The 20861-nt window shown below is 47.5% G+C and carries 18 protein-coding genes and 2 pseudogenes; 9 read left to right on the top strand and 11 right to left on the bottom strand.

Features of this window, described 5'->3' with window-relative positions; all coding sequences use genetic code 11:
• The first annotated feature begins 81 nt into the window (after positions 1-81).
• A complete protein-coding gene (locus ABH899_RS17905; RefSeq protein ID WP_369998914.1) occupies positions 82-984 on the top strand; it encodes a LysR family transcriptional regulator in 903 nt (300 codons plus the stop codon).
• A 3-nt stretch (positions 985-987) separates the two neighbouring features.
• Here ABH899_RS17905 and ABH899_RS17910 read toward each other — a convergent pair.
• The 4 genes and pseudogenes from ABH899_RS17910 to ABH899_RS17925 form a co-directional block, all read right to left on the bottom strand.
• Positions 988-1501: pseudogene (locus ABH899_RS17910) on the bottom strand (LysR family transcriptional regulator substrate-binding protein); the annotation flags it as partial.
• Positions 1502-1691: 190 nt separating this feature from the next.
• Positions 1692-2927, bottom strand: coding sequence for an MFS transporter (locus ABH899_RS17915; RefSeq protein ID WP_369998917.1), 1236 nt, complete (start codon positions 2925-2927; stop codon positions 1692-1694).
• Between the two features lie 156 nt (positions 2928-3083).
• Complete coding sequence (locus ABH899_RS17920) at positions 3084-3557, bottom strand: MarR family transcriptional regulator (protein ID WP_369998920.1); 474 nt, start codon at positions 3555-3557, stop codon at positions 3084-3086.
• Positions 3558-3753: 196 nt separating this feature from the next.
• Positions 3754-5226 (bottom strand): MFS transporter, encoded by a 1473-nt coding sequence (locus ABH899_RS17925; protein WP_369998923.1) that lies wholly within the window; start codon positions 5224-5226, stop codon positions 3754-3756.
• Between the two features lie 159 nt (positions 5227-5385).
• On the opposite strand from ABH899_RS17925, the gene ABH899_RS17930 reads away from it, so the two are divergent.
• Positions 5386-5970: a TetR/AcrR family transcriptional regulator gene (locus ABH899_RS17930; RefSeq protein WP_369998926.1), complete on the top strand. Its 585-nt coding sequence runs from the start codon at positions 5386-5388 to the stop codon at positions 5968-5970.
• 382 nt (positions 5971-6352) lie between these two features.
• On the opposite strand, the pseudogene ABH899_RS17935 reads toward ABH899_RS17930, so the two are convergent.
• From ABH899_RS17935 to ABH899_RS17945, 3 genes and pseudogenes are all read right to left on the bottom strand, one after another.
• Positions 6353-6724, bottom strand: a pseudogene (locus ABH899_RS17935) (EamA family transporter); the annotation flags it as partial.
• A 21-nt stretch (positions 6725-6745) separates the two neighbouring features.
• Complete coding sequence (locus ABH899_RS17940) at positions 6746-8092, bottom strand: glycoside hydrolase family 64 protein (RefSeq protein ID WP_369998928.1); 1347 nt, start codon at positions 8090-8092, stop codon at positions 6746-6748.
• A 354-nt stretch (positions 8093-8446) separates the two neighbouring features.
• Positions 8447-8914 (bottom strand): MarR family winged helix-turn-helix transcriptional regulator, encoded by a 468-nt coding sequence (locus ABH899_RS17945; protein WP_009674855.1) that lies wholly within the window; start codon positions 8912-8914, stop codon positions 8447-8449.
• 240 nt (positions 8915-9154) lie between these two features.
• Between ABH899_RS17945 and ABH899_RS17950 the strand changes: the two genes are divergently transcribed.
• The 3 genes from ABH899_RS17950 (at position 9155) to ABH899_RS17960 (ending at position 12295) form a co-directional block, all read left to right on the top strand.
• Positions 9155-10576: an MDR family MFS transporter gene (locus ABH899_RS17950; RefSeq protein WP_369998931.1), complete on the top strand. Its 1422-nt coding sequence runs from the start codon at positions 9155-9157 to the stop codon at positions 10574-10576.
• A 99-nt stretch (positions 10577-10675) separates the two neighbouring features.
• Positions 10676-11029 (top strand): FAD-dependent monooxygenase family protein, encoded by a 354-nt coding sequence (locus ABH899_RS17955; protein WP_369998934.1) that lies wholly within the window; start codon positions 10676-10678, stop codon positions 11027-11029.
• Positions 11030-11134: 105 nt separating this feature from the next.
• Positions 11135-12295 carry an MFS transporter gene (locus tag ABH899_RS17960; RefSeq protein WP_369998937.1) on the top strand — a complete coding sequence of 387 codons (1161 nt, stop codon included), beginning with the start codon at positions 11135-11137 and terminating at the stop codon, positions 12293-12295.
• Between the two features lie 603 nt (positions 12296-12898).
• Here the strand turns inward: ABH899_RS17960 and ABH899_RS17965 are convergent.
• The gene (locus tag ABH899_RS17965) at positions 12899-13636 is read right to left on the bottom strand and encodes an SDR family oxidoreductase (RefSeq protein WP_369998939.1); all 738 of its coding nucleotides are present in this window, start codon (positions 13634-13636) and stop codon (positions 12899-12901) included.
• Positions 13637-13714: 78 nt separating this feature from the next.
• Positions 13715-13969: an Atu4866 domain-containing protein gene (locus tag ABH899_RS17970; RefSeq protein ID WP_369998942.1), complete on the bottom strand. Its 255-nt coding sequence runs from the start codon at positions 13967-13969 to the stop codon at positions 13715-13717.
• A gap of 222 nt (positions 13970-14191) precedes the next feature.
• On the opposite strand from ABH899_RS17970, the gene ABH899_RS17975 reads away from it, so the two are divergent.
• Positions 14192-15112, top strand: coding sequence for an AraC family transcriptional regulator (locus tag ABH899_RS17975; protein ID WP_369998945.1), 921 nt, complete (start codon positions 14192-14194; stop codon positions 15110-15112).
• A 207-nt stretch (positions 15113-15319) separates the two neighbouring features.
• On the opposite strand, the gene ABH899_RS17980 is transcribed toward ABH899_RS17975, so the two are convergent.
• Positions 15320-15694 carry a hypothetical protein gene (locus tag ABH899_RS17980; protein ID WP_369998948.1) on the bottom strand — a complete coding sequence of 125 codons (375 nt, stop codon included), beginning with the start codon at positions 15692-15694 and terminating at the stop codon, positions 15320-15322.
• Between the two features lie 878 nt (positions 15695-16572).
• Positions 16573-17883 carry an amidohydrolase family protein gene (locus tag ABH899_RS17985; RefSeq protein ID WP_369998951.1) on the bottom strand — a complete coding sequence of 437 codons (1311 nt, stop codon included), beginning with the start codon at positions 17881-17883 and terminating at the stop codon, positions 16573-16575.
• 158 nt (positions 17884-18041) lie between these two features.
• On the opposite strand from ABH899_RS17985, the gene ABH899_RS17990 reads away from it, so the two are divergent.
• The 3 genes from ABH899_RS17990 (at position 18042) to panD (ending at position 20838) form a co-directional block, all read left to right on the top strand.
• Positions 18042-18470 carry a MarR family winged helix-turn-helix transcriptional regulator gene (locus ABH899_RS17990; RefSeq protein ID WP_369998954.1) on the top strand — a complete coding sequence of 143 codons (429 nt, stop codon included), beginning with the start codon at positions 18042-18044 and terminating at the stop codon, positions 18468-18470.
• Positions 18471-18730: 260 nt separating this feature from the next.
• A complete protein-coding gene (locus tag ABH899_RS17995) occupies positions 18731-19792 on the top strand; it encodes a glycosyltransferase family 2 protein (RefSeq protein WP_369998957.1) in 1062 nt (353 codons plus the stop codon).
• A 662-nt stretch (positions 19793-20454) separates the two neighbouring features.
• Positions 20455-20838, top strand: coding sequence for an aspartate 1-decarboxylase (gene panD / locus ABH899_RS18000; RefSeq protein ID WP_009674847.1), 384 nt, complete (start codon positions 20455-20457; stop codon positions 20836-20838).
• The last annotated feature ends 23 nt before the right edge of the window (positions 20839-20861 follow it).

A 20861-nucleotide genomic window follows, 5' to 3' on the forward strand; every position in this document is an offset into this window, starting at 1 on the left:
AGGCCTAAGGTATCATCAATAAAAGTGAATAGAATTCAAAGCAGTATTCAATAATATTGAAAGTAGAAGGGGGATAATAGGATGGAATTGCGCCAATTGATTACATTCCGCACGGTTGCGTTCACTTTAAATTTCAGCCGGGCTGCGGAAGTGCTGAACTACGTCCCCTCCAACGTCACGATGCAAATAAAAGCATTGGAGGAGGAGCTTGGCGTTCGTCTCTTTGACCGCTTGGGCAAGCAGCTCGTTCTCACAACGGCGGGTAAACGCTTTTTAACTCATATCCAAAGCGTTTTAGACAAATTGGACGAAGCGCGCAGCGTCGTTCATGACAATGAAGTTCTAAGCGGCACCCTAACGATAAGTGCCAATGAGGTTATTTGCGCCTATCGTCTTCCAACTGTCTTTCAACGATTTCGTTCGCGCCATCCGGGAGTGCGTCTCATCTTCCGCTCCGTTCCCAATCAAGAGCTCAAGCAAACACTTTTTGAGGGAACCGCGGATGTCGTCTTTATGTTGGACGAGCCCATTCGCTCGACGGGACTTGCAGTGGAACCGTTGGTGGAAGAAACTTTCCGCTTGTTCGCTGCTCCGGATCACCCGCTCGCAAAACGAACTGTGATGCAGTTGGAAGATTTTCACGGAGAAGTGTTTCTGACGAATGAAAAGGGGTGTCCCTATCGAACCATGTTTGACCGGTCATTTGAGAAAGAGGGCATCGATAGTATTACCTATTTAGAGTTTCAAAGTGCCGAAGCCATTAAACAATGTGCAATTTCGGGAATCGGCATTGCCTTTCTTCCTGAAATCGTAGCGGAAGCCGAGGGTGAGCGGGGCGAACTTGTTGCTCTTCCATGGCAAATTCCGGGCTTGCACGTGCATACACAGATGTTATGGCATAAAGACAAGTGGCTTTCACCAATCCTATTATCTTTCATAGAGACAGCAAGGGAGGTTCTCGCTATAGAGGAGGAGAATAAATAGTGGTCATCTTGATCTTTCGAGCTCGTTATCCGTTTCACGGATCGACTTTATGACTAGTTCAGAAAAAGCTTTTACTGTTGGAGATAGCCACTTTTCTTTTTAATCAGCATATGGGAGTATATCGATTCGAACTTTTCGGAATGACTTACAATTTTAAGGTTTCCTCTATCCACGTCTTCTTTCCAAGTCCACTCATAACGGTTCGTTTAATCGCCTCTATACTCCATAACTCCATGGTTTGAAACGGGGGAATATCATGCTTAACAAGATATTTCTCAAACATGGTCCGATAACTACAGCCTTCTTCATTCGTAATAAAAAAATGGTTGGTGTTCTCTCGCTTAAATTCATCGAAATGGTCTGGGCCGTCATTGCTGCACACCAGGACAATGTTCTCCTGGGCCAAAGAATAATGATGAATGCATTTTTCCGGATGTATTTCCGGGTAGACCATCAAAGCCACATCCACACGTTCACTGATTTAGTCAACCTGGTTTTGTTCACATGTACCGTTGGTATCTGATAGTCTCTATCATTGAGAATGTGATGACCACCCCGTACAACTGATTACCGTCTTCAGAATACAGTGCCAGAGCTTTCGCTTCGTCATTGATGAAAAGCGAGCTTCCGAGTGAACAACAGGTAACAATAAATCGGTATGGGGGAGGGGCGTTTCTAGAGAAGAAGTATCCTTTTATGAAGGCAGTTTACCTATTTACATGCGTTCTCTTATATAAAACGGGTATTGCCGCTGCTATAAGGATCATCCCCATAAAAGCGGGGGCGGCATGACCAAGCGATACATAGATTTGACCTCCAATGACAGGCCCGATCATTCTTGCCAAAGCTTGAATAGATTGGCTGCCTCCTTGAATCCTTCCTTGTTCACTAGAATCGACAGACTTGGAGAGCATCCCATTGAATGATGGTCCAAAGATCGAATCACCAAATCCAAATATAAACATTCCAGCGATAAGAAGAGGATAGAAGGAGAACAAAGCAGATAGCGCAATAAGACTGTAACCTACAATCTCCGAAACCATTCCAAGAATCGCTATCTGATTATCATTAAGTTTTTTCAAAAGCTTTGGCATGATAAAACCTTGTGAAATGATGTCTTGGACGCCCATAATTGAAAACATAAGTCCAATCAATGCTGGCTTCCAACTGAAAGTATCCATTGTAAATTGTGAAAGAACGGCCTGTAAAGATCCGCCCGGTATCCAAAGTAAGAACGCTGAAACAAACAGCCTTCTTAAATGTTTCATGGAAAGCAGATTTGCAAGCTGGGTAAACGGATTCAGTCTTACAAAGGTAATCTCTTTCAGTCTATTATTCTTCTTAAGGCTCTCAGGCATAAAAAAGAATCCATAAACAACATTCAATAAAGTTATGATGGCTCCAAAATACATGGGTGCAGAATAACCGAACTTGGCAAGTAATCCGCCTAGAGTCGGGCCAATGACGGTGCCTACACCTACAATCGCACTCACCCATCCAAAGTATTTGGTTCTCTGTTCCGGAGGAATGATGTCTGCAAAATAGGCGAAGATCGTGCCTACGCTCCCGCCTATTATGCCTTCTATTATGCGCCCGGCAAATAGTACCCATAGAGCTCCGCCTATGCCAAAAACAAAGTACCCGATTGCGGAACCCAACAGGCATACTAAGAGTAATGGACGACGGCCATATTTGTCGCTCAAAGCTCCGAGTACGGGCGCCGCAAAAAACACGCAGAATGCATAAACAGAAGTCAGCAGCGTAACAACTATAGCTTGTTCTCCCGGATTGCTTATATAAGGCTGCACTAAGAAAGGGACGACAGGTGTTATGATACTGAAGCCTATTCCGCAAAGAAATACAGAGATAAGACCGAATAGTAAAGCGTGTTTATCTACGGTTTGTTTTGTGTTCTGTTCATTAGGTGATCTAAATTTGAACATTACATTCTCCTTTCAAAATTCGCGATTTTGATTCCCTGGAAACAAAATCATCGTAATATATTTTTGTTTCCTAGTCAACAAAATAATAGCAATAAAAAATGCAGCCCGTTCTCAATAGAGCCCGGCTGCCTGTGGTTTCATTTTCATTATTCAAATTTATTCCGACTCAATCCCTATACCTCGTTTCTTTATTTCCGCATCCAAATGCCTGCTGTACTTTTCCACGAAGCTAAGCATACTGTCAAATTGCTCCTCGGTTACCTGCTCAAATACGGCCTTGTCCCGCTCTTGAAACTCTTTGTGCAAGTCCTCATGAATGTTATAAATGACTTTCCCTTTCTCAGTAAGCCTAAAATAGATTTCTTTCTTGTTATCCGCCTTCCGGTAGCTTTCGATAAGGCCTTTTTTTAGGAGCTGTTTAGTTATTTTACTTATGGCACCGCGAGTCATATAAAAGGACTCCGCAAGTTTGGTCACGTTGGAATCCACATTTTTTTCAATATATTCGATGCAATGTACTTCAGAAGGCTTATAACCCTTAAGACTCTTTTCCATCTTACTCTTATTAAGCCAAACCAGCTTGTTAAATAAGTCCCTGAAACCCATTATGACCTGTTCTTCTTTGTTCATGGCCTGTCCTCCAACCCGTAGTGCATTAACAATAGTATATTCAACTTTTTGTTTCTATTTCAACACTATTAAATAATTATGTTAGGAATGGAGCTTTACGTGAAAAGTTGATACCGGTCTTTCAAGGTTAAATGGGGGGCGGGAAGTACCTCATAAATTGCTTTTAGCCCCCGGTTGCGCGGGGGCTTCTTCTCTTTCACGATCGACGGGCTCCAGCTCGCCCCGCCAGCATCAAGGCCAGTGGAAGGATGAGCGCAGTGGCGGCGGCCAGTACATATAAGCAAATGTTAAACGCATCGGGATAGGCGTAGATCGAGCCGGTATGGGCTCCAAGAGCGCTGAGCCAAACGATACCGATCAAGGCGATTCCGATCGTAGAGGCAATTTGTATGCTGGTTGTCATGACACCGGATGCGGAGCCGATGTCCGTTGTGCGAATTTTCGCCAAAACAATATTAGTCAGCGGCGCGGCGACGAAGCCTTGACCGATGCCGAGCACAGCTAGAGCCGGGATCCACACGCCGATATCGGATGAAACTCCGGTCGTTCGGACCGCCCAGTTGAGCAGCAGGTAACCTGCTGTCGTCAGGATGGAACCGACGGTCAGCACATGGGCTCCAAGCTTCGCAGCGACTCGGGATGAGAACAGCGATGCGAGGAAATAGCCCATTCCCATCGACCCGATTACAAGACCTGCTTGCAGAGCCGAGAAATGAAGTCCAAGCTGAAGCATGTAGGCGGCGACAAGGAAGAAGGCACCCTGCGACGACATCAACAGCAGCACGACGAGAATGCCCAGCGTGAACACCTTATGTCTAAAAAGATCGACATTCATAAATGGGAGCCGGCCGCGGCGCAACAGCCGCCGTTCGTACCAGGCGAACAAAACCAACACAGGGGCCGACAAGAGCAAACTGACGACGAGGTCGGCGGGCCATCCTTGACGCTGTCCCTGCACGAGCGGATAGACAAGCATCAGCAAGCCGGCCGCGGCGAGTGCGGCTCCAATCCAATCCAGTCCGGCGCGATCCGGCGTGCTGGATTCCGGAATAAACGGAATCAGGGCCAATATCAGAGCCCCGAGCAGGACGCTGATCAGGAACACCGCTCTCCAATCCAGATCCCACAAATTCATGCGGAGAAGCAGCCCGCCGATTATCTGCCCGGCCGTCGCCGCGATTCCCTGGGTCGCTCCATACATGCCGAAGATCGCACCTCGACGTTCCGGAGTATAATGGGCTTGAATGAGGGATAAAACCTGCGGCATAAACAGAGCGGCGCCGACGCCTTGCAAAACGCGCGACGCAATGAGCATAGTGACGTGGGCAGATAGGCCGCATACCAGAGAAGCAATTGTGAATAAGGCCACTCCGATGAACAGCATTCTCCGGCGTCCAAACCGATCGCCCAGCCGGGCGCCGATAATCAGCAGAACGGCGAACGTAAGAGTATACCCGGTAAGCATGAGTTGTACATCGGCGAAGCTGGCCCCGAGCCCTTTCTGGATCGAAGGCGTGGCTACGTTCACGATGAACACGTTCGACACGGCCATAAATACAGGCAAAAGCAGAGCAAGCAGCATCAGACGCGATCTGCGTCCGTCTCCTTTGGAGACGGGGTCGCGAGTCCGCACCGACTGGGCGGAAGCGTCCGAAAGTGTATTGGGCATAGAGAGTTCCCCTTTCTCACTACTCGCTCGATTGACAGGTGGCGAGAGGATTTCATATAATGGAGGAGACAGGTCTGTCTCTTCATGACGAAATGATACAGACAGATCTGTCTCATGTCAATATACTTTTTTCCTAACCTATAGAGACGGGGGTCGAATATGCAAAAAGAATCGGCAAGAGTTCGTATACTGCGGGTCGCCTCCGAATTGTTTTACATGGAAGGAATACGGGCGGTCGGCATCGATCGGATTATCAAGGAATCCGGCGTTGCCAAGGCAAGCTTCTATCGAAGTTTCGCGACTAAGGATGATCTGGCGGTTGCTTATCTCGAATCTAGGGATGAACTAAAAGTAGAAAAGCTGGAAAAACTGAGGCAGCTGTATCCGAACTCTCCTAAGGAACAGCTCGACACCCTCATTCGCGATGTGACCGAACAGATGGGGATGCCGGATTACCGGGGGTGTCCGTTCTTGAACGCGGCGGTCGAATTCCCGGATCCGGATCACCCCGCCCACATCAAGTTGCTGGACATTCAGAGGAGTTTCTGGTCTCGGGTTCTAGAGCTTGCAAGGGAAGGCGGGGCACGACAGCCCGAGGAGCTGACTGCGCAGTTGAGGATGTTATATGACGGATTCGTCATGAAGAGCTACTTGGATAGGACCGAGTTTGATCCGGAGTATTTCCGGAAGGCAGCGGAGCTGCTCTTGGAGAAGCAGCTCGCTCCGGACAACCAGCGCGGGTAACGGACGATCTTCATTTCGCGGGAGGCAATATTCGCTTAAAGAGCATTCCCTGTGAAAATCGAGTTACCGCATATTGACGTCGATGTATACGAGCCGTCCGCGCAATTTGGCAGAAATTCCGGCCAATATGGTGGACGATGGAAACCCTTCGGTACCAACAAGGCTTTCGTATGAATTATGCGTAGGAGAAATATACCCCGAGTATTATCAAGGGGTATGTGGGCATGAGTACAAAAAGGATATACGTACAACCTAAAGAGGACCGGAGGCAGCGCCTCCGGTTTTTCTTGAATAAAATGATTTCGCCGTTAAACCCGTTACGGTGAAAACTACTATTTGCAGGAAGAAGTCTTTACGTTTATGTCGGAAATTCTGAAAATGCTTAGAAAAAATAAAATCGGGTGTTACTGTTAACAATCCCGCCCAGAATGATAATCACGCCAATCCACTGAGACCAGCTTATGACTTCTCCCAGCACTAAAGAGGACATGATGACGACAACCGGCAATTCGGATGACGTCAGAATGGTTCCCAACCCCGAACCGACATGCGGCATTCCAATCGAATACAGAAGGGGTGGGAGGACGCTTCCAAATATACCCAATACTAGTCCATAAGGAATGATCCCATGAATACATCCAAGCCCAAGCCATGACAATGTCAAGCGGTCCTGAAACAAGATATTGGCCGCCAAAACGGAACCAATTAAAAGCAATGCGATGGAAATAAGCTTCATTTTTGTCGGCTTTTTTTTGGAACATTGTCAACACAATATTTACCAGCCGACACGGATAATCAGGCCTTTCGGGTCGCTTACTTCAAGATAAGAGGATTGGCCGTTGACATCGTCATACGGAAACCCGTAGGCCAAGCGGTTAATGCTGTGATCGTGCCGAAATTTCGCGTAATAATTGGCCGGTGCTGCGTTATAGTAATTCGACACGTTATTCCAGTCGCCCGTCGTGTAAACATGACGATTAATGGCTGCACAAGCTGCCGCATTCGTTAAAGCGCCGTCGCACCGGAAAATATCCTGTGTATTGTAGGGAGCGTACCCGCCGAAATAGTTGGCATTAGCGCCACCCTGGGCGAAAGAACCGTGAATCGGCGCGACGATGCGATAAGGCGCTTGAACGGTGGCCAGCGATTTGAAAGCCTCAGGAACTTCAGCCTGGAATTTGGTGAAGATTCCGCTTCGGGTCTCAGATTCCAGTTCACCCGTGGTTCGATCGAAGGAACCGGATTTGTTGACCAGTCGATGCTGAATGGGGAAACCGAATCCATCGACGCGTGTCGTATTGCCATGATAGCCGGCTGCATCAACCGTGAATTCAGCGAAATCGAAATAGATATCGCGGTTTGGATCGGTCGGATTATTCAGATCGGGGCCGGCGAATCCATCGTTATAGGTTTTGATGTACAGTGGTGTACCGGCGCTAAGGAACATTCGGCCCGCCGTAATCTTGGGCAAGGTGGCCCAGGGAGCATCGCTGACCTTGTGGTAGATGTTGGCGTAATTGATGCCGTTTTTGGTTAAATGCCCCGGCGCATCGTTCAAGGCGGTGGAGATGGGGATCAGATTGCCGTTCAGGTCCAGATAACTCCACTTATTGTTGACGGGATTAATGCCGATAACGCCCCAGTATATCTGCTGGTCGGAGTAAGCGCCGTTGGTGCCGTTCATGACCTTGACTGAGACGGCGCCGCTTGCCGGTGAGGGAATCGAAGATGGAAGAATGTCATAAATAGAGCCGGAAGAAGAGGGAGGCGGCGTGGTACCCGCGGTGTAAGTAAAGACTTCGGTGTCGTAGGCTGGGGTTCCGTTATTGTAAGTGAACGAATACGTAATCACGGAGCCGGCGGAAATGTTTGAGATGGCTTTTTCATATCGGGATTTGCTGGCGTTGTAAGCCATTCTGAAATTTTGCTGTACGCCGCCGTTCACTTTGTAATGGACATCGACCCAACTCGAGTTGACGGCGGATTTGAACCATATGGTGGCTGCGCTTCCGGATAATTCGACGCCGCGCGTATAGTCCGCGGCTTCGGCTTTCGTAGCGAAGATGGAAAAACAGGTCAGAATTAACGACAGGATCAACAGGTAAGGCATTCCCTTTCGCATGATCAGAGTTCCTCCTTTAAAAATGGGGATAAAATCAGCTCGCAATCGGGTTTAAAACGGCATCCCCCCTTTGATCTGACGGTATTTGGTTGTCTGAAGCCAAAACAAATGTATGCGCTTACAAATATTATAAACCTAGGCATCCAAATGTGGTAGACATTGGAATTTTGGAATATGGTCTACAATTTCGGATGCGCAGCAATGTCCTTGTATGTATCGAGCAAGCGAAGGACTTTTCGAACGAGACGACTTTGGGCTTTGGCACCCAAAATTCTTTCCCCTTTGAGTGGGCGGGCTGCCTTTTACTCAGAGGGGATTTTTTGATGGATACACTACGAAATCGCATGCATGCAGTTAATAGACAAAATCAAATTCCATTCCTTCAAAAATTTTGCTTAATAAGGCATGTAATTGGGTGCGCTGTTCTGCGGAAAACTTTTGCAAAATTTCATCCGAAATTTGCATTTGTACAGACCGAACACGAGAAATCTGATTCAGAGCTTCCTCGGTTAAATGCAGCAGCGTTGCCCGGCGATCATTCGGGTCAGGAGTTCGATGAAGAACACCATCCCGTTCCAATGCATCAACCAATTCAGTCACGGTTCTGGGTTTCACGCCCAATTTGCTCGCTAATTCATTCATCCGAATTTTTTCTGCACGCCAAACCATAAGCAATAGGCGTAACCTAGGTCCTGAAAGCTGGAACGGTAAAGAAAGCGACTCCAGTTTCATTTCATATTCCTGTTGGATATGACGTGTGGCACGAAACAGCAGATCCAGAACTTCAACCGCTAAAACGGCATTTTCTTTTGAAAGACCCATCATTATTCTCCCTTGACAAAAAATAAATTCAGAAGTACGCTTGCTCTATATTAGTGTGGCGCCTCACTATTACATGGCTCATCATCAATCATTCTATCCAAAAACGGATGAGAGTCAAACGATATCGATATTAGTATAAGCCAAAGAGGAAGGAGAAAACATGGTTTTGGGCGATTTTTTTCCCCATCCCGGATGGATGACAGCAATAAAGCAGGAATGAACTTAAAGGAGAACATGGTGATGAGTGAAAAAAGCAGTCTTAACTTTAATAGAACCTTACTTGCATGTATTTTTTTAATAGGGACATTTGTAACCATCTTAAATCAAACGGTCTTGTTTACAGCTTTGCCCGAGATCATGATCGATTTTGGAATTAGTGCAGGTACAGGGCAATGGCTAACCACGGCTTACCTGATGGCTAATGGTATTCTTCTTCCGGTGACGGCATTCTTTATAAGCAAATATACGACTCGTCAATTAATGATCGTGGCTATGTCTTTATTTATTATAGGAACAACGCTTGCGGCTGTATCGCCAAACTTCACTTTACTTTTGATCGCACGCATCATCCAAGCCTGCGGAGCAAGCATAACTATGCTGCTTATGCAAACTGTATTTTTCATCATTTTCCCCAGAGAGAAGCGGGGGACGGCGATGGGGTTGGTTGGATTAGTCATTGCTTTTGCACCGGCGATCGGTCCGACGCTTTCAGGTTTGATTATGAACCATTTCTCGTGGAGATATATCTTTTTCATGGTGCTTCCTGTTGCCGTCATTGTGTTAATTCTTACCCTTGTCTACATGAAGAATGTCACAGAGGTAAACAAGCGGCAGAAGATAGATATTCCTTCTGTATTTTTATCCACGGTTGGTTTTGGCGCTTTATTGTATGGGATTAGCATTGCCGGCTCCGGTAGCGCTCTAAGCGCAGCGGTGTGTTGCATTGTTGGAGCAGCAGGGTTAACTTTACTGATATTAAAGGGATTAAGGTCGGAAAAACCCATGCTTGAGTTTAGGGTATTTAAGTCGTATGCCTTTGTTTTATCGACAATTGCCGTGGTCATCTCATTTATTTGCTTAATGGGTCCACAAACGATGCTGCCCATTTATATTCAAAACATTAGGGGGATGACGGCTCTTGAATCCGGACTCATTCTGTTGCCCGGTGCGGTTGTAAACGGCATTGTTTCCATGATTGCCGGTAAAATTTACGATCGGATCGGCGGTAAATACTTGGGTGTAATCGGTTATATTCTGATTGCCGTCTCCGTAATTCCATTTATTTTCATGCATGCACAAACGGCACTTTGGATGATCGTATTGTTCTACGCGCTCATGATCGTGGGTATTTCTATGATCATGATGCCAATGACTACGGAAGGGTTAAATGCGCTGCCGGATCATTTAATCAATCATGGAACGGCAATGATTAATACGTTCCGACAGGTTGGCGGATCGATCGGGACTGCATTATTGATTACCATCTATACGGAAGTATCGAGTCACGCTGTTGAATCCGGACGATTTAACGAAGTTGCCCAGTCCCAGGTTCATGGAGTAAATTATGCTTTCATTGGAGTTTTTGTATTTGTGATCATCGGCTTAGTAGGTTCTTCTTTGTTAAAAAGCCGTAAGGGACAGGTAGCCTTAAGCAGCAAATAAACCGTTCAAAATTAGAAAGAGGAGAAGTAACGTGACAAAAAAACCGGATCCCGAAAAACGACGACACCCGTTACGATCGTTGGTGGTGGCCTGGGAGGATTGACTCTCGCACGCGTTCTCCACATCCACGGCATCCCCGCAACGATCTACGAGGCGGAGCCCTCGGCAGAGGCCCGCGCGCAGGGCGGGCAGCTCGACATCCACGAGTACAATGGACAACATGCGCTCCAGGCAGCAGGGCTGTTCGACGAGTTCCTCGGCCTGATCCACAAAGGCATCCAAGCGGCGCGGGTACTTGATACGCACGGGAAGGTGCTCCTCGACAAACCCGACGATGGTAACGGAGGACGTCCCGAGGTGCTTCGCGGCGACCTGCGCCGCCTTCTCCTCGACTCGTATTCAGTGGGGGAAAGAGCTCGTCGGAGCCGCCGCCCTCGGCGACGGCCGACATGAACTGAATTTTGCGGACGGCTCCACTGTGTCCGTACAGAACTCCTCGTGGGTGCGGACGGCGCTTGGTCGAAGATCCGCCCGTCAGGTACGGCTCAAGCGGAAGGCATGCCTGCCCGTCTTCCATGGATGGCATTGCTGGCGCTGGCGATGACTGGATTTATATGCATTCTCACCGAAACCATTCCGGCCGGGCTGCTGCCGTTAATCGGAGATGGGCTGCATATTACAACCGCGATGGCAGGGCAGCTTGTCACCCTTTATGCGATAGGCTCGCTTGTGGCGGCAATTCCGTTCGCCATGCTAACCGGCGGAGTTCGACGTCGTCCGCTGCTGCTTGCCATTATTGCGGGCTTTTTGGTGTTCAACACGATTACCGCCTTGTCGACCAGCTATGCGTTGACGCTCATTGCTCGATTTTTCGCCGGTGTTGCCGCTGGCGCGGCATGGGGAATGATCGCCGGTTACGCGCGGCGCATGGTTCCAGATGCCTTGAAAGGACGCGCTTTAGCCGTCGCAATGGTAGGAACGCCGATTGCTTTGACCTTCGGCGTACCTATCGGCACCTTGCTCGGTGACCTGATCGGCTGGCGCGCTGTATTCGTACTTATGTCTTTTCTTGCTCTTGTTTTAATCGGCTGGGTTCTGTGGAGAGTGCCTGATTACCCCGGGCAACCTGCAAACCAAAGAATGAAAGTAAAGCAGGTTTTCGTAATGCCCGGCATGCGTCCGATTCTCATCGTGGTGCTCGCCTGGATGTTGGCGCACAATATTTTATACACATACATTGCGCCGTTCCTCGAGCGTTCCGGACTTGCCGGGCGTGTTGATTTGGTTTTGCTGGTCTTTGGTTTAGCCGCTCTTGTGTCCATTTGGATTGTCGGTATCTTGATCGACCGAATACTGCGTATGCTCGTATTGATCAGCCTGAGTGGTTTTGCACTGGTAGCCATTGCCCTATGGATCGGCGGCACCTCTGTGACGATTGTCTACTCAGCTGTGGCGTTATGGGGATTCACCTTTGGCGGCGCAGCCACCCTGCTGCAATCCGCGCAAGCCAATGCAAGCGGTGAAGAAGGGGTAGATATCGCGATGCCGATTAATACGACCGTATGGAATCTGGCCATCGCATGCGGAGGAATTGTAGGCGGTTCCTTGCTGGAACTTTTTGGCGTTCAGTCGTTTCCGGGAGCGCTGCTGATCCTGCTCATCGTTGCGTTGATGGTCGCGTGGAGTGCGAGAAAGCATGGATTTCCTGGAAAGCAATGAATACCAGTCAGAATAATCCCCATTCTTAAACAGAATAGAAGAGCCAACGCCGAGATGAAAAGCCCTCGTTTGCTATATCACATACGAGTCATCAACGCTGATAACCCCACGGAATTCCGTGTTTGATCATGCAATCGACAAAATAGCCTGCTGAAATCAGCAGGCTGTCTTAAGGAGCAGCATAATAATTGCTGCCGTTATTTTTTTATTGGAAAAATTATCGATTACATAGGAATTATGAAAATCCGAAACCATGAAGAATCGAAAGCTAAACTCGATGAAAAGCGAGGTAGAGTCCACGATACCGCCTGCTAAAACTTTTAGGCAAGCTTCGTTAATTCTCCGGGAGCAGATACCTGTAATTTGCAATACAGTCTGAGTTCACAACCGGCAACCCAGGACTAAGCTCCACAGTATCGTCATCTACTGGAGAACGTGAGTTAAGTCCTACCACAAGATCTCTCCACATATGACCTTCAACATTTAAGTCAACCATCATAGCCCCGCCACTACAACCAGGTCCTAAAGGATTCCCATCCATTGACTTCCGGACAGCCAATTGTATGCATGGAATGCCCGTCTGGAGTGGGATCAGTGATAACGTCAGGCAAACTGGGCTGTGGGCCGGACGACCAGCTCGTTCACTTCGACGGCTGCGGGCTGCTCTATCGCATAAGTGATGGCACGGGCTATGGCGGAAGCCGGGAGAGCATCGCGCCGGTACGTTTTCATCATTTCCTTGGCTTCCTCGTCTGAAATGCTCTCAGCGAGCTCAGACTCCGTCACACCAGGAGAAACGAGCGTAACCCGGATATTGCTACCAACCTCCTGCCGTAAGCCTTCCGTGATGGCGCGAACGGCGTATTTGGTCGCACAATACACCGCTGCCGTCGGCGTGACCGCGTAGGCTCCGATGGAAGCCACGTTAATCATGTGACCGGATTGCTGCTCTTTCATGATGGGAAGACTCGCTGCAATGCCATGCAGAACCCCGCGGATATTGACGTCGATCATTCGGTTCCATTCGTCGATTTTCAAGGCTTCCAAAGGAGAGAGGGGCATCACACCGGCGTTGTTCACTACCACATCGACACGGCCAAACTGGCTCTGCGCCAAGCGGACGATCGCCTGCATCTGACCGATATTCGTAACGTCCAGTTGTTGATATAAGGCGGAACCTCCTTCGGCCTCAATGAGGGATGCCAGAGCTTCCAGCTTTTCCACGCGTCTGGCCCCAATGACGACATGTGCCCCCCGGCTGGCGAGAAGCTTCGCCGTTGCTTCGCCGATCCCGCTACTTGCTCCTGTAATCACAACTACTTTTCTATTGATTTCGGACATTGTACATTTCTCCTTTTGAATGGATTCATTCCAGTTGGTCTTATTAAATTAACGCCATGATCAAAATGGTAATTCTTCCTATCTTTCACGGTAAAGAACCATGCCGGCGTGATAGAGCACCGAATCGCGGAAATCGCCGTCCGCTCTAAAGCCTGTATCATCCACATATTCGATACGATCGCCTACGAAGGTATATCGGCCTTGATAAGCGCTCTTCCGTTTTCCGCGCGCTTCGTCATACCGGCCATTCGCCAGAAGTTCATGCCGTATGTAACCGTCTTTTGTCACCCACATTCCGACATAGGGATGAGGTTTTACGTTTTGAGTACTCATTCAGAATCTTCTCCTTCCCTTTGTGAATCTAGGATTGTGTCTACCTAGTCACCATCTCCACGGTGTCGAACTTCGTACAGTGCAACGCAACTGTTACATGTCCATTATCGTGCCAGCGGAAAGCTAGACGGTAGCAGGATCATACGAGAAGATTGCCTAATCCTCCAGGAAAAGATAAAGTTTGATTAGTAGTGTGGATAAAAGCGAAGGGGGACGAAGAGGATGGGTGAATGGTTCGAGAAACAAAGGAGAGAACTGCTGCAGATCATCGAGAAATACACACCGGAAGACGGGGCTCATGACACGCAAGTTCCCGGTTTACGCTTGATTCGTGCTTCCCGGTTATCCGAGCCGGTTTACTCTGTCTATGAACCCTCCCTTTGCATCGTGGCGCAGGGTTCCAAAATGGTTATGTTGGGGCAAGAGGTTTACCAGTATGATCCAAGCAGCTATTTAACTGCTTCGGTACATTTGCCGATTACTGGACAAGTGATGAAAGCTTCGAGAGAAACGCCGTATTTAAGCCTCCAGATCCTATTCGATATGAACCAGATTCTTGATGTCATTCAGGTATTTGGAGAGGCCAAACGAGCAAGAAGTGAGGTCGGTCGGGGGTTGAAGGTGAGCCGGATGAACGATACGCTCTTGGATGCGGTGCTGCGGCTTGTGAAACTGGTCGAAACGCCGCAGGATATCCCGGTGCTTGCACCTTATGTCATTCGGGAAATCATTTACCGGGTGCTTCAGAGAGAAAACAATGCGTCTTTGAAGCAATTTGCTGTCATCGGAAGCCATGCGCAGCGAATCGCAGGGGTCGTCGAGAGGCTCAATCGCGATTTTGCCCAGCCCCTGCGCGTAGACGAATTGGCAGTGGAGGCCCATATGAGCGCCTCGGTTTTGTACGATTATTTTAAGGAAGTCACGGGGATGAGTCCGATCCAGTTTCAAAAGCATATCCGATTACAAGAGGCGCGTCGTCTGATTTTCTCCGGATCGATTAGCGCGGCGGAAGCTGCGTTTCAGGTCGGATACGAAAGCCCATCTCATTTTAGCCGGGAATATGCGCGGATGTTTGGACTGCCCCCAGTCAGGGATGTTAGCCGTTTACGTAGCTCCTTTAACGAAATAACAGTTTCCGAGTAGATTAATGAAGGGAGATGTATTTATTGATTTTAAAGACAAGGTAAGGAGGATTTGTGAGAAGGGTCAGCTTATGAAGAGGGTCAAGCAATATATCATATTTATCAAGTAATTTTTATTAAGGGAAGACTCCATATTCGATAATCAACTGAAGATGAAAAACCTCCATCGCCACCGTAAGGAGCAAAGCGGCTGTGGAGGTTTTAACGTTTAATTGTAGCCCAGATAGGCAATGACGGTGAAATCACCCGGCGAGTCTAAGACAAGTCTATACTGTCCGTCGGGTTGATTCGAAGCCAAAGGAATCTTGAGACGTGCAGATTGACCGGCCACAATGGTATTCGTCCAATTACTCCCTACCAGCACATCTCCGGTCGGGGTAACCCGGTACAGTTTAAAATTAACACCGAGGCTGATCTGCCCGTCGTTTATGAAGTTGCCTTCGATATAAATGTTGCCATGGGCTTGGACCGGCGCCCAAGTATTGTTGCCTGTACCCGGTCCGCTAGAGGCCGCCAAACTAACGGAAGCAAAACTGAACAGCAGGACAAGCACGAAAGCGATAGACGCGATTTTTCTTTTCATACCATCTCAAGCTCCTTTTTTCATAGAGTGAACTCGACAAGCACTTTCTTTGTACCAGGCGGATGGTCTTTACCATTTTGAATTCGCTTTCAATTTGAATGTCGTCGGTTGGTCGAACACCTCCCAATAACATAATTATTGGGATTTTCTGGTTTGTTAGTTACAAATATACATCATCTTTTATACCGGCGTCTATAAAATTTAACCCAGTTCATACGGTTAATGCAGCAGACGGGACATTTACAACGGGGGGCGGGAATTTATCTTACACACGACATAAGGACATCTTATATAGAACATTCAGTATCACGGCAGATTATATGCCGAAAGAAGGGGCTGATCTGGATGTGATTGATCCGTTCACCCATTCGATTCAATGGTTGGAAAGGCTATCGCAGCAGGGTGCGGCACCAGACAGAGATGAGCAATCGGTTACGCCGGGAGCTTGCTCGCTCTAACCGGAAGGTTGTCAATGATACCGTATTGCCTGTCGTATGTTTTACTGATGCCAATATTCAAACAAAGATCCAATCGAATCTCGCATCATTTATATGTCAAAAGATATTATGTTCAGGGCAGGCATGGATTTCAGTATACGAAATAAACAAGGCTCCAGTACTGCGAGCTTGCAATACGAACTACGATTCGACATTATATCATAAGTGAGCTGTTCCAATAATCATGTCGCGACTTCATTGGAGCGGAAATATCCTTTTTTTGTGTAAATGAAGATGGAGGTAGCGGAGGATATGGTTTTGTTTTTTATAGGATCTGTTCGGAAGCGATAAGCATCGACTTAAAATAATAATTAAATCAACTAAAACTCCGTGCTTTGGCACGGAGTTTTAGTTGTCATGGTGCAGGGAGATCGAATCTGATTAACCTAGCTGCTGCGAACCATTGAACCACACGGTTTTGATCGACAAGGTATCCGAAATAGTAGTGGTCGGATCACCGTTTACGAGAATAAGATCAGCGCGCGCACCTTCGGTAATACGGCCGCGATCGTGAAGACCGAAGCAGCGGGCCGGTTTGGAAGTAGCCGACTGAAGAGCTTCGATCGGAGTGAACCCGGCCTTCACCAGCAGCTGCATTTCGTGGTGGACACTGGCCCCATGAGCAAGGCCGCCAAGGTTCGGAACGGGAACCGGCGCGACATCCGTCCCTACCAGAATATCAACTCCGGCACGGTGAAGGTCCATCACATTCTTAAAGCTGTTCTCCATATTGCCTTGCGGGTACGTATTGAAGCTTGAGTTCAAAATATCGATCCAATCCGGACTTAATTTGGAATGAACACGCGGATCATTTGCCAATTCCGATGCCGGATTTCCAATAATCGATGAATTCAACACCAAGCACGGTGTAACAAAAGCGCCTGAGTCCGCTATGGATTTCACTAACTCGGACGTGTACTCGGGTCTGTCGATAAACAAGTGACCCAAACCGTCGACTCCAAAATCGATGGCTTCTTGCGATGAACGAGCCGTCAAGACGTGGGCGATGACCAGCTTATCGAACTTGTGGGCTTCTGTCACGGCTGTTTTTAGAATCTCGTCGCTTAGTACAGGCAGGCCAGGTGCACCCATGACCGTTCCTTCTTCAATCATGATCTTAATATAGTCGGCTCCATTCTCCACTTGGGTATGCACATGTTTAATCGCTTCTTCCACCGTCGTCACTTGCGGTATTTCTTCATGATCGTGAGCGTATGCGGCCAACATCGCTTCCCGGTCTTCCTCCGATAACTTCTCTAGTTCCTTTAATACGAATTCCGGTATTTCATCTCCATCCGGCAGCAATTCATCTGGGTGTCCGCCCGGAGCAGTGATCGCTGTGCCGGCAGAACGGACGTCTGCGACGTCATTCACATTTTTCAACTGAATCTCGCGCCCTCTTTTAGTAAAATCGCCGTTCATTTCGAGTTCGGTTGTAACGCCGAATTTTAAGGCATCTCGTAACCCGCCGATTGAGGTGTGGACATGTGCATCAATCAGACCAGGCAGTAGAGTCGCATTTTCTCCATCGATAATCGTTGCATCGGCCGGAAGGTCTCCGCCCACTGAAATAATGGATTTCCCTTTAATGACAACATGTCTGGGCGCAATAATTTGATCTCCATCAAAGATACGTACATTTGTAATCGCCGTAACTTTTTCTAACGCAGCATTTTGAGTTACCTTCTCCATTTGAATGCCTCCTAAGTGTTTGTTATTCAACAATCCGGAGTATAACTGTTAGATTTCTAACTGTCAATAAATTAATATTTGTTTGACAAGCCTATAGGATCACTGTATAGTTTATTTGCTTACAATTAGATTTCTATCAATCACAGGGGGGGACGATCATGCAATCCCGAAAGGATACGCCTTATCTGGATTTGTTTCAGATTATCGGTCTTAAGTTAAAGAAAAGAGCGGACGAGAGTATAAAAGAGCTGGGGTTAAGCGCTCAACAAGGAAAAGTAATCGACTATATTTACGAGAACCAAAATAATCAACTTATTCAAAAGGACCTTGCAGATCGGTTTCATCTACGTGGGGCCAGCATTACAAGCATGCTTCAAGGTCTAGAGCAAAAAGGGTTCATCGAGCGCAAAATCCCGGCCAATAATGAACGGCAAAAAAATATATATGTCTTGCCAAAAGCGATTGAACTGATTGAAGACTTTCAAGACTCATTTCAAAAGGTGGAGGCAGAAATCGTCCAAGTCCTTACCGACGAGGAGAAGCAAATCTTAAAGAAATTGTTGATCAAAATCAATGAGCGCATATAAAGAAGACGATTCTATGAAATTATGGAGACGTCTTCCAATGCGAACTGTGGCGCTCTGCGCAAATGAAGCGGAGGGCCTTTTGCGTTTCGGAAGGTTGCTAGCAAGCTGGCATATCCATATTGGAATCAGGGACGTTTTTAACTCATAAGCAGGGCGTGCTTAAACTGCCGCATGCTTTTGGGACTTGACGGCTTCCCGCTTTCGCATTTACACTCACGATGATTTAAGGCATCTATTTTATAACGATTGGAGTGAAGCGAATGGAGCAGTTGATAAGCATTGTGATGCCAACGTATAATCGGGCGCAGATCATTTCCGGCGCGATCGAGTCCATCTTGCGCCAGTCTTACGCCAACTGGGAGCTGATCGTCGTTGATGACCGAAGCACGGATCATACGGAAGAGGCGATCCGCGAGTGGACACGCAAAGATGTGCGAATCCGCTATGTGTGCAATGAACGGGAAAAAGGACCGGGCGGCGCGCGAAACACGGGCATGCTGGCGGCGCAAGGCGAATATTTGGCGTTTCTTGATTCCGATGACGAATGGTATCCAAGTCATTTGACCGACAGCATGAGGACGCATGCGCTGACGAAAGCGGATATCAGCTATGCGCTATGGGTGGAACAGCACGGGGATATTACTTCCTACAACTTCGACAATGAGGTTGAGCGGTATTGGCTGCATTCGATGCGAACAAAGTTCGAAACATGGAATGACGGAGAAACGATTGTATTTGAAAAAGGATTGTTCGAGGCGTTTTTGTCGCATACGCGCAATTTTTTTCAACTGAACACGATGGTATTCCGCCGAGAGCTGCTGGACGAAGTCGGCTTGATCAACGAACATTTTTATCTGGGGGAAGATACGACCTATCTGCTCCGCTTTTTCGACAAATACAGAATTGCGCTGCAAACCAAACCTCATTCCGTCTACCGGGAGTCTCCCGACAGCCTCTATTTCTTCTGCGACCGCTGGCAGCTTGATCCCGATACGCTTCATCTCAACGAGGAAATATATAAAAAAATCGAGGGACTTAGCTTCAAATCTATCAAGGTGCGCGAGCATATCCGGGATTTGGTCGCTCAGTCCGATTCCGTCAGCAATAAAGCGAAACAGCTCTCTTACATTGACATCGGCATCGCAAGCAAATATTATACGCTCAGCTATTTGAACCGTTGCGATCGCAAAAAAGCGCTCCGCTATTGCCGCCAATCCCTTCGCCACAAAGTTTCGATTTTTAATCTGTTTTTGTTTGTCAAGCTACTGTTTTCAAGCAAGAGCGGAAACGTTTTTTTTCGTAAAGCTCTTAATATTTGGTAGTTTAAACCAAATTAAGTTAAAAAATAAAAGAATTTCCCCCTCTATTGTAAGATTATTACCCTATCGAAAGTAAACATTTAGCCCTACTATTAGGGTAGGTTACAAGAAAAAAAAGTTAAATTTCGCTTCAGCGCTTTAAATCATTGCCGCTACACCCGGTTATATGACATCTTTTTTTCCTCTCCTTCGCAGCACTCAACTGTCTGTATGATGAGCAGCTGCGGTGTACAAACCACGTTTTCGCTTCTTTTGTCAGAATTTTCAATCATCTAGAACCCGCACAATAGCGTAACCTGCCTAATTAGCATAACCTCGTCCAAAAGCAGGAGCTTACCCAATCAGCATGATTCCACACAAAAGCATGAGCTTGCCAGTCAACATGCCCTCACAATCGCATGAAATCCCCCATTTAGCTTGATTCTACACATAAGCATAAACTTGCTTACTCCGTACGAACAACCACATTGGCACCCGCTTGCCGCAGATTTTCTTTTTTATAACGGCTTAATTGCTCCGGCTTGTTCTTTTTCGTTAAGACAGAGAAACCATGCAAGTTTGTTTGCGCTCTGAATTTCCGTAAATGAATAGTTGAACAATAACGTTCGTTATAGAAATTAGTACGTTTTAATTTTTCCAAACTACTCCATAAGGAGAGTGTATTCATGTTTAGAGAGATGCATAAGTCCAAAATTCACCGGGCTGTCGTGACTGAGGCCAATTTGAATTACGTAGGAAGCATAACCATCGCTCAGGATATTTTGGATGCATCGAACATCCTGGAGAACGAAAAAGTGCAAGTTGTCAATATAAACAACGGAGCCAGGCTGGAGACGTATGTCATTACCGGCCCGAGAGGCTCGGGTATGGTTTGCTTGAACGGCGCCGCTGCCAGACTGGTGCAGCCGGGTGACCGCGTCATTATTATTTCTTACGCGATGATGGAGGAATCGGTAGCCCGCACGTATCGTCCGCATGTCGTCATTATGGACGAGCATAATCGCATCGTAACGGAGGATTATCAAGAACTGCATTCCACAACGGTGTGATAAAAGACAGAACGGAGGGCTGC

Origin of the sequence: Paenibacillus sp. RC84 (genome assembly GCF_041260495.1) — a bacterium.
Classification (GTDB): Bacteria; Bacillota; Bacilli; order Paenibacillales; family NBRC-103111; genus Paenibacillus_F.